General features: G+C 37.2%; 11 protein-coding genes. 5 read left to right on the top strand and 6 right to left on the bottom strand.

Features of this window, described 5'->3' with window-relative positions; genetic code table 11:
- Positions 1 to 25: 25 nt before the first annotated feature.
- The 5 genes from C9J38_RS10230 (at position 26) to C9J38_RS10210 (ending at position 4,804) form a co-directional block, all read left to right on the top strand.
- On the top strand, positions 26 to 376 hold the full coding sequence (locus tag C9J38_RS10230) for a phasin family protein (RefSeq protein ID WP_005364186.1): 351 nt from the start codon (positions 26 to 28) through the stop codon (positions 374 to 376).
- A 121-nt stretch (positions 377 to 497) separates the two neighbouring features.
- Positions 498 to 2,273, top strand: coding sequence for a class I poly(R)-hydroxyalkanoic acid synthase (phaC, locus tag C9J38_RS10225; RefSeq protein ID WP_107206997.1), 1,776 nt, complete (start codon positions 498 to 500; stop codon positions 2,271 to 2,273).
- A 211-nt stretch (positions 2,274 to 2,484) separates the two neighbouring features.
- Positions 2,485 to 3,894, top strand: coding sequence for an undecaprenyl-phosphate glucose phosphotransferase (locus C9J38_RS10220; RefSeq protein WP_107206996.1), 1,410 nt, complete (start codon positions 2,485 to 2,487; stop codon positions 3,892 to 3,894).
- Positions 3,895 to 4,005: 111 nt separating this feature from the next.
- Positions 4,006 to 4,410, top strand: coding sequence for a DUF4332 domain-containing protein (locus tag C9J38_RS10215; protein WP_107206995.1), 405 nt, complete (start codon positions 4,006 to 4,008; stop codon positions 4,408 to 4,410).
- Between the two features lie 97 nt (positions 4,411 to 4,507).
- Positions 4,508 to 4,804, top strand: a complete 297-nt coding sequence (locus C9J38_RS10210; protein WP_233217733.1) for a DUF1496 domain-containing protein — start codon at positions 4,508 to 4,510, stop codon at positions 4,802 to 4,804.
- Positions 4,805 to 4,867: 63 nt separating this feature from the next.
- Here C9J38_RS10210 and C9J38_RS10205 read toward each other — a convergent pair whose 3' ends face one another.
- The 6 genes from C9J38_RS10205 to C9J38_RS10180 all read right to left on the bottom strand — a co-directional run bounded on the left by C9J38_RS10205 (position 4,868) and on the right by C9J38_RS10180 (position 12,542).
- Positions 4,868 to 5,167 carry a DUF406 family protein gene (locus C9J38_RS10205; RefSeq protein ID WP_005364200.1) on the bottom strand — a complete coding sequence of 100 codons (300 nt, stop codon included), beginning with the start codon at positions 5,165 to 5,167 and terminating at the stop codon, positions 4,868 to 4,870.
- A 115-nt stretch (positions 5,168 to 5,282) separates the two neighbouring features.
- Complete coding sequence (locus C9J38_RS10200) at positions 5,283 to 7,199, bottom strand: ATP-dependent DNA helicase RecQ (protein ID WP_107206993.1); 1,917 nt, start codon at positions 7,197 to 7,199, stop codon at positions 5,283 to 5,285.
- A 111-nt stretch (positions 7,200 to 7,310) separates the two neighbouring features.
- Positions 7,311 to 7,655, bottom strand: coding sequence for a hypothetical protein (locus C9J38_RS10195; RefSeq protein ID WP_107206992.1), 345 nt, complete (start codon positions 7,653 to 7,655; stop codon positions 7,311 to 7,313).
- 139 nt (positions 7,656 to 7,794) lie between these two features.
- Positions 7,795 to 8,283, bottom strand: a complete 489-nt coding sequence (locus C9J38_RS10190) for a TIGR00645 family protein (RefSeq protein ID WP_107206991.1) — start codon at positions 8,281 to 8,283, stop codon at positions 7,795 to 7,797.
- Between the two features lie 172 nt (positions 8,284 to 8,455).
- Positions 8,456 to 9,319, bottom strand: coding sequence for a phospholipase A (locus C9J38_RS10185; RefSeq protein ID WP_107207115.1), 864 nt, complete (start codon positions 9,317 to 9,319; stop codon positions 8,456 to 8,458).
- A gap of 178 nt (positions 9,320 to 9,497) precedes the next feature.
- On the bottom strand, positions 9,498 to 12,542 hold the full coding sequence (locus C9J38_RS10180; protein WP_107206990.1) for an efflux RND transporter permease subunit: 3,045 nt from the start codon (positions 12,540 to 12,542) through the stop codon (positions 9,498 to 9,500).
- Positions 12,543 to 12,545: the final 3 nt, after the last annotated feature.

Here is a 12,545-nt window from a genome sequence, read left to right as displayed (position 1 = left end):
TATTACTATCAATGAGGAAAGATCTATGTATACGGAAATGTTTAAGTCGTTCTCTGAACAAACTGAGAAATCTCTAGCACCATACGTTAAGTTCAACAAACTATTCACTAAGAATGTTGAAGAACTAACTGAACTTCAACTTGCTGCTGTTCGCGCATACAGTGATTTAGGTCTGTCTCAGCTTAAAGCTGTTAGCGAAGTAAAAGATATCCAATCTCTAACTGCGTTCAATAGCCAACAACTTGAAACGTTGACTAAGCTTTCTAAGCAGCTTATTGATGATAGCAACAAGTTCAACGCTGTTGCTCAATCATTCAAAACAGAAGTAGAAGAGCTTGTTGCTGACAATGTTAAAAAAGCAACGCCAGTAGCTTAAGGTTTATTTCTAGTCGCTCTCATTTATATGAGGGCGACTTTTTTGTTACAGCTTATCTCAATTATGCTGAGTCAACTGTTCCTTAGTGTAATTGAATTAGTCCAAGTACAGGGTTTTTGTTATGAACAATCACTTCTTTTCGGACTACTTTGCCAAGCTCCAAGATATGAACCAGCTATGGTGGAAGGAGTTAGACTCCGGCAAGGCAGCCATGAACACCCCATTAAATAAAGCGCTGAATGATATTAATTTGGAAGATACTGCAGAGTTTTTTGAAAAAGCAGCATCACAGCCAGCAGCACTTGCTCAAGTCCAAATGGATTGGTGGGAAAAACAAGTAAAAATCTGGCAGAACATCGCGATGCCATCAACTGATGGTGGACAATCTCTAATTAAGCCAGCAAAAGATGATAAACGTTTTAGCGATCCTGCGTGGGAAAATGAAGCGTTTTACAATTATATTAAGCAATCTTATTTGCTTTTTAGCGACTCAATGCGTGAAGCGATTGATTCTATTGAAGGTGTTGATGAGAAGGCAAAAGAGCGTTTAGGCTTTTTTTCACGCCAAGCAATCAATGCGATGTCGCCAACAAACTTTGTTACTACAAACCCAGAACTGGCTAAGTTGACCGTTGAAACTAATGGTGAAAACTTAATTAAAGGGATGGAGTTACTGCAAGAAGACATGCAGAGCAGTGCGGATGTCTTGAAAATTCGCATGACTAATCGCGACGCATTCCAACTGGGTGTCAATATTGCAAATACTGATGGTGACGTCGTATTTAAGAATGAGTTATTTGAACTTATTCAATATAAGCCATTAACTGAAAATGTTAATAGTACACCATTGTTAATTGTTCCTCCGTTTATCAATAAATATTATATCCTTGATTTACGTGAAAATAACTCAATGGTTCGTTGGCTTGTAGAGCAAGGTCATACTGTCTTTATGATGTCTTGGAGAAATCCAGGTACACCACAAAGGGAGGTGGATTTTGAAAACTATGTACTAGATGGTGTTATCCCTGCCGTTGACGCTATTGAAGATATCACTGGCGAAAAACAAATCAATGCAGCGGGTTACTGTATTGGTGGTACATTATTAGCTACTACTCTGGCGTATTACGCAGCAAAACGCATGCGTAATCGTATTAAATCAGCAACATTCTTCACAACATTACTCGATTTTTCACAACCGGGTGAAATTGGTGCTTATGTTAATGATCCATTAGTATCAGCAATTGAAGCACAGAACGATGTTAATGGTTATATGGACGGCCGCTCTTTGAGTGTGACGTTTAGTTTATTGCGTGAAAATAGCCTTTATTGGAATTATTATGTCAATAATTACTTAAAAGGTAATAGCCCAATAGACTTCGATTTACTTTATTGGAACGGTGATAGTACGAATGTTACAGCTGCATGTCATAGTACTATTTTACGCGAGTTTTATTTAAATAATAAGTTAGTCGATAATAAAGGAATAAAAATTGGTGGTGTTTTTATTGATTTATCTAAAATCAAAGTACCAACATACTTTATTTCTACTCAAGAAGATCATATCGCTTTATGGCAAGGTACATACAGAGGCGCTCAGAAATTAAGTGGGAAGTCGACATTTGTACTAGGAGAGTCTGGTCATATTGCTGGGATTGTAAATCATCCTAAAAAGAATAAATATGGTTTTTGGCTAAGTGATAAGCAAGAAGAAAACCCAGAATCTTGGTTAGATAATGCTAAACGTCAAGATGGCTCTTGGTGGACGCATTGGGATACTTGGTTAGGGGATTTTAATAAGAAAGAAAAAGTGCCGGCACGCGAAATTGGAAGTGATAATTATAAAGCACTTTATACAGCGCCTGGAGATTATGTGAAAGAAACACTTCCACTTAAATAACTCCTCTGAATGAATAAGGCTCAGCATTATAAATGCTGAGCTTTTTTTTTGACATAAATATGATATTTTAAATCAGCCATTTTAGATAAAATGTATATACTAGTTGTGATTCATGTATTATTTAACGATTTACGATGTTGATATCTGAACAAAAATAAAAATAATTGTCAGAATGTAGAATTTTCCTATTGGAAATAAAACGGGCGTGTTAATGAATAGAAAAACTCTTGAAGTAGCCGATGATGGTTATTCATTTATAATTAATTTTTTTGATTTTTTAGTTATAAATTTCTCTCTTACTCTTGTCTATGCATTTTTTGCCCAAGAACCATCACCGTTTGATTTATTATACGGTATTTTTATCAGCGTTACTTTCGTCGGTTGTGGCCACTACGTTGGTTTTTATGACAAAGAAAATCGTGCTAACTATCGACGAATGACTTTGCGCTTATTAGGTAACTTTTTACTTGTTGAGCTCTGTGTTTTATCGATAACGTTTTTCTTCGCTTTCATTGATCATGTCAATGTACGGGGCTTTATTGGAAATATAGGACTTTCGTGGTTTTTATTATCGTTTCTGATTATTTGGAGTTCGCGTGTTGCTGTTTATTATGTAACTAAATACATTGGTCGCCATAAAAAAACACATCGTATTGCTATTCTAGGAATGACAACAGCGGGTTTAGCAATAGAGAAAGCATTATTAGAGAAATACAAAAATACGAATTTTGAAATTAGTTATTATGATGATCGTGGTGAAGAACGCTTTAGTTATTTAACGAAATCTCAGTGTAAAGGGAAAGTTAACAAGCTTATTTCCTTTGCAAAAAAAGGCGAAATTGATGATGTGTATGTCGCTTTGCCGATGGTTGCCAAAGAACGTATACATTTCTTCTTACATCAGTTATCAGATACAACGGTTGATACTTTTGTGGTACCTGATCTCTTTACTTATAATTTGAATGCTTCTCAAATTTGTCGTGTGGGTAATGTGGAGACATTGAGTGTTTTTGCGAGTCCTTTTGAAGGTATTGGTGATTACATTAAGCGTCTGGAAGATTTGATTATTGGTAGTGTGATTACGCTTCTTATCTCACCTGTACTTATCGCTGTTGCTATCGGTGTTAAATTGAGTTCGCCTGGTCCTATTTTATTTAAGCAAGATCGTTATGGTCTTCGTGGTAACAAAATTAAAGTGTGGAAATTCCGTTCCATGAAAGTAATGGAAAATAACCATGTGGTGAAACAAGCAACTAAAAACGATCCACGAGTGACTAAATTCGGTGCGTTTATTCGTCGAACATCACTAGATGAATTGCCACAGTTTATTAATGTATTGCAAGGCACCATGTCGATTGTAGGTCCGCGTCCTCACGCTGTCGCACACAATGAAGAATATCGAATTCTTGTCGATAACTATATGATTCGTCATAAAATCAAACCTGGCATCACGGGGCTTGCACAAATAAGTGGTTATCGTGGTGAAACGGACACGCTTGATAAGATGGAAAAACGAATTCAATATGATATTCGTTATATGCAGAATTGGAGCTTAGTCTTAGATTTAAAGATTATTTTCTTAACCATTTTTAAAGGCTTTGTCAGCGAAACGGCATATTAATTTACCTCCATTACTGGATTGAAATTATTTTTTGCATTTTTTTGAGTTTTTTAATTTTCTGTTGTCTATTATGTTGTAACGACGGGCTTTATTTAATATTTGGAGCGGGTAATGACTAAACTAGCAACTATTGAAGGTATCGGTGAAGTATATGCGGCTAAATTAGAAGCGGCAGATGTCCATACGATGGAGCAATTATTAGATAAAGGTCAGAAACCTGCAGGCCGAAAAGCTATTGCTGAAGCAACGGGCATTAGTAGTAAATTAGTATTAAAGTGGATTAACCGAGCTGATTTATCTCGTGTTAAAGGTATTAGCACTCAATACGCTGATTTATTAGAGTTTTCTGGTGTTGATACGGTTCCAGAACTTGCGCAGCGTAATGCAGAAAATTTACATGCAAAAATGCTAGAAGTGAATGAAGAAAAGGCACTAGTTCGTCAATTACCGGCATTGAAAAGTGTTCAAGATTGGATTGCACAAGCGAAGGAATTGCCTCGAGCAATTGAATATTAATATTTTATCTAATCAGAAAGCAGCCATTTTGGCTGCTTTTTTATTATTTGAAATATATAGTCGCCTATAGAAATAAAGGATTTGAATGGAGTTTGGGATGATGAACGGGCGTTCTATTAATTGTTTCGTAATAAGTTGCTTAGTAATGATGCTCTTAAGCCTACCGACACAGGCGAAAAACTACAGTGTTGCAGATACGTCAAAAATAGAGCCAAGTATTGAGTTTAATCTTGATGGGCAAGTAACCAATCAGCGTTTATGCTTCTATGAGGATAAAGCTTATTCATTGGGCGCGATTATTGATATCGATGGTTATAAACTTCAGTGTGCTGTTGAAAATGAAGTGGAATTAAACGGTCGCTTAATGTGGAAAAACTTAGTACCAGTAAAATAAAAGAAAGCCAGCAATGATTATCTATATTGATAATCATTGCTGGCTTAAGCTAAAGAACAATAATTACTTAGCTAGAGAGCGGCTACGAAGTTCGAAAATTAGCTTCTCAGCACTGCATTCGAATTGAATACGCGCTGTTAATTCAGTGCTATTTTCATCTACTGGGGTTGTTTCAACTTTGTAGTTAGCATTCACTTCTTTTGCTAGTGCAAGGTAGTTTGCTAATTCTACTTCTAGTGCATCTTTACCTTGAGCAAAGATTTGAACGTCTGCAGTATCATCGTTTTCTTTGATGATAAAACCGAGTTCACCTGATACACCACATGCTTCACAAACTTGGTATTCTTCTTTTTCAATAGTCATAACTTTAATCCCCATCGGTTAAGGGGCTATTCTAGAACGTTGTGATGTAGATCGCTATTCATTAATAATGAAAAGTGAGTTTCATATATCTAAATTGATAAAGAATTAACATAGATTAGCCATATAAGCGTGTAATGTGAGCAAAAGTTTGCTCAAAGGGATACGCTTCAAGTTGACCAAAACCATCAAATTGCTTGGCTTTTATCTTGGTGGTCAATGGTGTTGTCATACCATTTAAAAATCGTGTAATAGCAGCAACAGATGGTGCTATATCACATGCATTGATGAATTGATCGCACCATTGGGTTAAAACGTGATCGGAAACTTCTGGTAGTGTCGGTAATGGTGGCAATGTGATACTTTTTCCTCGACAAACAGAGCAATGGTTACAATGTTCCGGAGCATGATGATCAGCAAAATAACGCGCTAATTGATAACTTAAACAGGTTTTGCTTTCAAAAAAATCAATCATACTATTGATACGTTTTATTTCACTATGCTCTTTTTGTTGGAACAGTTGATACAGCGCCTCACTCTCAACACCGATATCAAAGTGATGATTTTTGATAGCATATACGTCAGTCATTTGTTTGCTTTCTAAAGTGATCCAACCTTTTTCATTAAAATAGTCAATCGCAGCAACAACACGTTTTCTATCTGCATTATAGCCTTGCCATAATGCGTCCATATCTAGTGTATTCCATACTTTTGCTTTTGTTGAACAAGCAAAAATTGCTTCGACGAACTGGCGACGCTCATTATTAAAATGCGATAAAATTTCATGCTGGCTAATGTTGAGCTTGTAACGGTAATCAGCAAAATAAGTATATTGAGGCTCAATGATCTGGCGAATCTCTAAATAGACCAATAGTGTTTTTAAAGGCAATAATCGAATATTGGCATCTTTTGATAGCCGATTATTCATTACTTCCCACTGTTGTGATTGTGCTTTGATTTCATGTAATACGGTTGCTATCGAACTGCGATCAGGCGTATCTCCATAAATGAAATTTTGTAGCACATTTAGACCTGATTTATTTGCAATGACTGTGCAGGTTGAGTTTTCACCATCACGACCAGCACGACCTATTTCCTGACTATAGTTTTCAATTGATTTTGGTAGATCGAAGTGGATCACTTGGCGAATATCAGATTTGTCGATCCCCATGCCAAAGGCGATGGTGGCAACAATGCAATTGATTTCTCCTGCCATAAACTGTTGTTGTATATGCTGGCGGCGATCGGCATCCATACCTGCATGGTAAGCTTGAGCGGGAATATGATTACTTGTGAGAGTTGCCGCAATCTCTTCTGCAGTATGCTGCAAAGTGACGTAAACAATAGATGGTGTATTGGGTTGTGCTATCAATTGTTGCTGTAGTACATCCAATTTTTCATCATCTTGGGCTGCCAAAATAGAGAGATCAAGATTCTTGCGATAGAAACCTGTTACGACGATATCATCTTTTGCAATATTGAATTTATCTTGCATATCATTAATAACAGCAGGCGTCGCCGTGGCTGTTAGTAGTAGTACTTGTGGAATATTTAAAGACTGTTGGTAATAAGGTAATTTCAGGTAATCGGGTCTGAAATTGTGCCCCCATTCTGAAATACAGTGAGCTTCATCAACAACGAGTAATGAGATAGGGACTTGGCTGATAAAATGTCTAAAACGCTCGTTTTTCAAACGTTCGACAGAGATCATTAATACTTTAGTTTCGCCTTGGCGAATATTTTGCATAACTTGCTGAGTCTGTTGCCAAGTTTGGCTTGAGTCGATAGATGCTGCGGGAATACCTTTTGATGCAAGGAAATCCAACTGATCTTTCATTAATGCTAAGAGTGGTGAGATCACCAGTGTTAGGTGCGGTAATTCAATTGCTGGGAGTTGGTAACAAAGAGATTTACCCGAGCCAGTAGGAAAAATAGCGGCTGCAGAATGGCCATCAAGAACACGAGTAATGACTTCTTCCTGACCTGTTCTAAGAGAATCAAAACCAAAATATTTTTTAAGTGTTTGATGATACATGCTGAATACTCAATTGTCTTAATTGATAGCATCATACCGTATGTTGATGTCATAAGGGGAATGAGATATTAAATCACGTTACAAAATTGCGAAATAATTATCGTTGTATTCCTACCGACTAAATATATTTAAAGGAATATGTAAATGGAAACCATAAGCATCATTCTCACTATACGACGTGATATACAAACGTGTATCAGAATCAAAACTTATGGCGATATTTGCTTCTTGATAGTGAGATGATGTTGGTTTTAACGAAAGTGGCTGAAAATTGTTTAACGCTTTGTTTGCACATAAGCCAGCATGGAAAAATGATAGTTGGAGGAGTGTATTACAGTTTGAAGAATCAAACGTTAATGCTGTTTTTGCTTCGAAGGTAGTAATAGGGGAATGATTATTAAAACTATACGCTGATGGTGATGAAAGAAGCACAAAAAACAATAAGTATAATTTCATTGGTCTTTCTCGTTATTGGGATATAACAAGAAAATGCATATAGTGTTCCAATATGATGTTTATTGCTAATTATTCGAGAAAAAGGAAAAATAAATCGTTTGTAGATAACGCGTGAACGCATCCTTGCGTTGCTGTTTACTTAGTGTTTTGTGATTTTATCAAGATATCCCATAGCAAAAGCAGATAATACAAAGGTAATATGAATGAGCAGGTACCATATTAATTTTGAGTTATCAATATTTTCTATATTCATAAATATTTTTAATAAATGAATTGAAGATATTGCAACAATAGAGGCTGATACTTTGTTTTTCAATGAGCTTGCATCAAGTTTACCTAACCAGCCTAATTTGTCGTCATGATCATCGAGATCTAGGCGTGAAACGAAGTTTTCATAGCCAGAAAACATCACCATAACAACGAGTCCGCCAACAAGAGCAATATCAACAAGTGAAAGAATAATCAGAACTAAGTCCATACTTTTCATTGTGATAATAACTGGGATTAGATCAAATATCTCTTGAAAGAATTTCACTGAAAGTGCCAATAACACAAAGCTGAGACCGAAGTAGATAGGTGCCATTAACCAACGTGACCCATACATTATTCGTTCAAATAGTTTTTCCATCACAAAGTGTCTCGTAAAAGGGGGGGAAGGGTAATCTAAAGTGGGATTTTAGATCGAAAATCTAGAAGTGAATAGTTAGAATGCACGATGAAAGCATTTTTTGCTGAAAATTTTATGCCTGAAGTAAATAAAAGGCTCTATCTTAAGATTACAGATAGAACCTCTTTACTGATTAAAAAGAAAAACCAATACCACCTGCATTATCGTAATGGTTGTAGTCAGAGATCGAAATACCGTAACCACTTTCTAACATCATATATCCACGTAGGCGCTTATAGATTGGAAAACTCCAGGTAATGCGCTCATAACCACGTGAAAATCCACTTTCTAAAGCGTTACGCACGGTTAATGAAATCAGATTATTATTATCAACAGCCCAGTTCATGCTGATGCGTCCGTATCCCATGTAGTTGGTAATATCTTTATTGTAATCTTTTGCACCAAAGTCGAGACGTAGCCATGGCTTGATACTTAATGTGTAGTTGTTATGTTCGAATGTGAAATCAGCAAATGCACGATTCCAGCTTCTTTCTTGTTCGCCGCCTCTACCATTAGATTCATGGACGAGACCAACCGTTGTTCCAGCATACCCCAACGCATTATTTTCGGCTTTTTCAGGAAGGGTCCAAAAAATAGATGGCTCATATTCAGTGTCCCTAAAATAGGCTGAAGAAGCGTACGCTTGCCAATTTGAACGCTGTGTATAAGTAACATAGAGCTTGTCGTTTCTATTTAAAACACCAGATGCTAAACGGTACTTTAGGCTGATCTGAAAGTTAACGTTGTACTTACTTAATTTACCGTCTTCAGGAATAATCGATTGGTATTCTTGATAGTTAGGTTTTTGAGTGTAGTAAAAAGGTAGAACGTAATTGTCTTTGTACTGCTGAAGCAATAGATTATTTGAGCTTGAGTAATCTAACGAGTTATTAACCACTTCTTCAGCTAAAACATTACTAGAAAAAAAAGAACAGCCAATTAGCAGGGTAGAAAAAAGTAGAGGGTATCTAATTGGTTGCCATACAAATTGCGTCATAATTTTTATCGTCACAGTCATTTAAGAGTAAATTCTTATTATCATAGACAGAATTTTTATATTATGTATACAGATATTAATGAAATCATAAATTGGTTGGGTTTATTTATTAAAATAAGTATGAAAAAGGGACGTATTACAATACGTCCCTTGGATAAGATATCTGGCTATGTGGTTACTATTGTGATTCGATTTCCACTTTAAACAGTACTGCATAAAGTAGTGGAATAATCACCAAAGTTAAAATGGTTGCAAACAATAAACCAAACATGATTGTTACTGCCATACTCTTGAAGAAAGGATCAATAAGTAAAGGAGCAACGCCTAAAATTGTGGTTAATGCACCAAGTAAAACAGGGCGTGCACGACTTAAGGCTGAGTCAATAATCGCTTGATAAGGTGTTTTGCCTTCTTTTATTTCTACATCTGTTTGGTCAACCAGAACAATCGCATTTTTAACCATCATACCAATTAAGCTAAGGAAGCCAAGAATAGCCATAAACTCGAAAGGTGTTTGGAAAATAACCAGACCAATGGTAACGCCAATAATAGCTAATGGCGCTGTTAGCCAAATAATCAATGGCTGTTTTAATGCATTAAACATAAATATCACGGATAAAATCATCGCAGCAAAACCATAAGGTGCAGAAATCGCGAGTCCTTCATTTGCGTCTTTGGATGCTTTATATTCACCGTACCATGTCAATTTATAACCTGGTGGTAACTCGATAGCTTCGATTTTTCCACGCAGTTCATTAAATGCATCGGCCGTCAGTACACCTGGTGCAGGATCTGCCTGAACCAAAATGGTTGGTATACGGTTAATTCGACGTAAGATGGCATCTTCCCACGTGACATTAACAGATTCGATTAATTGGCTAACAGAGATTGGTCCATTGACCATACGACTATGGACTTCTGTGTTTTCAATAGCACGTTCATGAGTACGTTCACTTTCTGGCGCACGAACAACAATTGGAATTAAGTCATTTCCTTCACGATATACACCAACCGTTCGACCTGATAGCGTTTGTGCAATTGCTTGGCTAATTTCCTGATTGGTTAGTCCATAACGTTGCGCTTTTTCTGTTGAATAAACAGGTTTAATAACAGGTACTTGTTGACGCCAATCATCTTGAACGGCAATCAAGTTTTGATCAGACAGCATGATTGACTTCGCTTGTTCAGCAAGATCACGTAGGACTCTACTGTCAGGGCCTTGGAAACCGGCTTCAATTTTTTTACCGCCCCCACGACCTAGCATGAATTTCCATACTTTGATCGAGGCTTCTGGGTATTTATTATCAAGCTCAGTTTGTAACTCAACAAGTAATGGAGCTATGTTACGGTAATCATCAATATCAATCAGTAATTGACCATAACTTGGATTGCGTGCTTCTGGTGCATAAGTAAGCATAAAGCGTAAGCCACCACCACCAATGAAACTTGAGATATTCCCGATACCTTCTTTATTGGTAATATCTTGTTCAATCCGAGCGATCGTTTTTTCTGTATTGGTGATGTCTGTTCCCTGAGGAAGGTAGACATCAACAACAAATTGCGCACGTTGTGATTCTGGCATAAAGCCAGGTGGTACAAATTTCATTCCCCAAATAGCGCCAACCAGTGTTGCCAGTAGCAATGCCCCAGTTATTTTTCGGTGTGACAAAACCCAAGTTAATAAAGCTTTGTAACTTTCTACAATTTTACTTGGCTTAGTATCTTGTTGTTTGATCTTAACTTTTAAGAACTGATGGCACAGTAACGGTGTTACGGTAACAGCAAAGACCCAGCTAAGTAACATTGAGTATAAGATCACCCAAAATAGCGAACCGGCATATTCACCCATATCTGACGGTGATAAGCCAATCGCACTGAAAGCACAAATACCCACAACAGTACCGCCTAAAAGCGGCCATTTAGTTGCATTGACAACCTCTGGAATAACGACATTACGATCTTCATTGTTTTGGAGGCGTACCAGAATACTGTCAGTTACCACAATGGCATTATCTACTAACATGCCTAATGCGATGATCAGCGCACCTAACGAAATTCGTTGCATTGCGATGTCATCAATTAACATGATGCATAGAGTACCAGCCACTGTTAAAAGCAATACAAAGCCAATAATCACGCCAGATCGAATACCCATAAATAGCAGTAAAACGATGAAAACAATCACCACAGCAGCAATCAAGTTATCTATAAAATTCGTTACCGAATCACGAACAGAGTCTGATTGCATTGAGATAATATGAAGATCCATACCCAGTGGACGTTGGTTTTCAAGTTCAGCAATACGCGCTTTAACCGCATCACCCATATCAACCACGTTACCACCAGTGACATTGGAAATACCAAAGCCAATCGCCCGTTCACCATTAAAGCGCATTAGCATGCTAGTGGGTTCTTGATAACCTCGGCTAACATCGGCAATGTCTTTTAAACGTAAAACAGTATGGTTATCACCAATACCAATTTGAAGGTTACGTAAATCTTCAAATGAATTAACGTTAGGTGTTGGAATAACAGGTAAACGCATACCATTAGATGTCAGACTACCTGCAACATTAACAATATTTTGTTTTTGTAATACTGATAAAACGTTATCAACTGATAAACCGTAATTAGCTAAGCGCTCACTGGTGATCTCAACAAAAATACCTTCTTGTTGTTCTGCCAACGTTGCCGTTTTAGCAACCCCAGGTACCAATACAAGTTCACGACGCAGTGAATCAACGTAGTCTTGTATTTGCTTATCGGTAAAGCCTTCTCCCGTTACAGCGAAAAATAGGGCATAAACATCAGAGAAGTCATCGTTTACGATTGATGGGCCAGCACCAGGAGGAAGAAGACGTTGGGCATCAACAACTTTACGACGTAGCTTATCCCAAACTTGTTGAAGCGCTGCCTGATCTTTTGAAAATTCAAGTTTTATCTCAACAGTAACTTCTGACATTCCTTGTTTGGAAACAGACTTAACTTCTTTTAGTTCCTGTAAAGATTGCACCGCACCTTCAATGACATCTGTTACTTCGTCGGAAACTTCTTGTGCTGTTGCACCTGAATAAGGGGTAACAATGACGGCTTGGCGGATCACAAATTCAGGATCTTCAAAACGACCTAGCTTTAAGTAACTGATGTAACCGCCAATTAAGATCAGTGCAATGATCACCCAAACACTTGTTCGTTTGGCGATGGTATAGCGAGCGATATCCATCTA

It is taken from the genome of Photobacterium sp. GB-210, from assembly GCF_003026075.1.
Classification (GTDB): Bacteria; Pseudomonadota; Gammaproteobacteria; order Enterobacterales; family Vibrionaceae; genus Photobacterium.
This window is presented reverse-complemented; position numbering and strand designations above follow the sequence as displayed.

Excerpts from the sequence above, each read along its gene's own strand:
- C9J38_RS10210 (WP_233217733.1), top strand. The coding sequence starts at position 4,508 with ATGATGAACGGGCGTTCTATTAATTGTTTCGTAATAAGTTGCTTAGTA.
- C9J38_RS10215 (WP_107206995.1), top strand. The coding sequence starts at position 4,006 with ATGACTAAACTAGCAACTATTGAAGGTATCGGTGAAGTATATGCGGCT.
- C9J38_RS10200 (WP_107206993.1), bottom strand. The coding sequence starts at position 7,199 with ATGTATCATCAAACACTTAAAAAATATTTTGGTTTTGATTCTCTTAGA.
- C9J38_RS10220 (WP_107206996.1), top strand. The coding sequence starts at position 2,485 with ATGAATAGAAAAACTCTTGAAGTAGCCGATGATGGTTATTCATTTATA.
- C9J38_RS10185 (WP_107207115.1), bottom strand. The coding sequence starts at position 9,319 with ATGACGCAATTTGTATGGCAACCAATTAGATACCCTCTACTTTTTTCT.
- phaC (WP_107206997.1), top strand. The coding sequence starts at position 498 with ATGAACAATCACTTCTTTTCGGACTACTTTGCCAAGCTCCAAGATATG.
- C9J38_RS10180 (WP_107206990.1), bottom strand. The coding sequence starts at position 12,542 with ATGGATATCGCTCGCTATACCATCGCCAAACGAACAAGTGTTTGGGTG.
- C9J38_RS10190 (WP_107206991.1), bottom strand. The coding sequence starts at position 8,283 with ATGGAAAAACTATTTGAACGAATAATGTATGGGTCACGTTGGTTAATG.
- C9J38_RS10230 (WP_005364186.1), top strand. The coding sequence starts at position 26 with ATGTATACGGAAATGTTTAAGTCGTTCTCTGAACAAACTGAGAAATCT.
- C9J38_RS10205 (WP_005364200.1), bottom strand. The coding sequence starts at position 5,167 with ATGACTATTGAAAAAGAAGAATACCAAGTTTGTGAAGCATGTGGTGTA.
- C9J38_RS10195 (WP_107206992.1), bottom strand. The coding sequence starts at position 7,655 with ATGAAATTATACTTATTGTTTTTTGTGCTTCTTTCATCACCATCAGCG.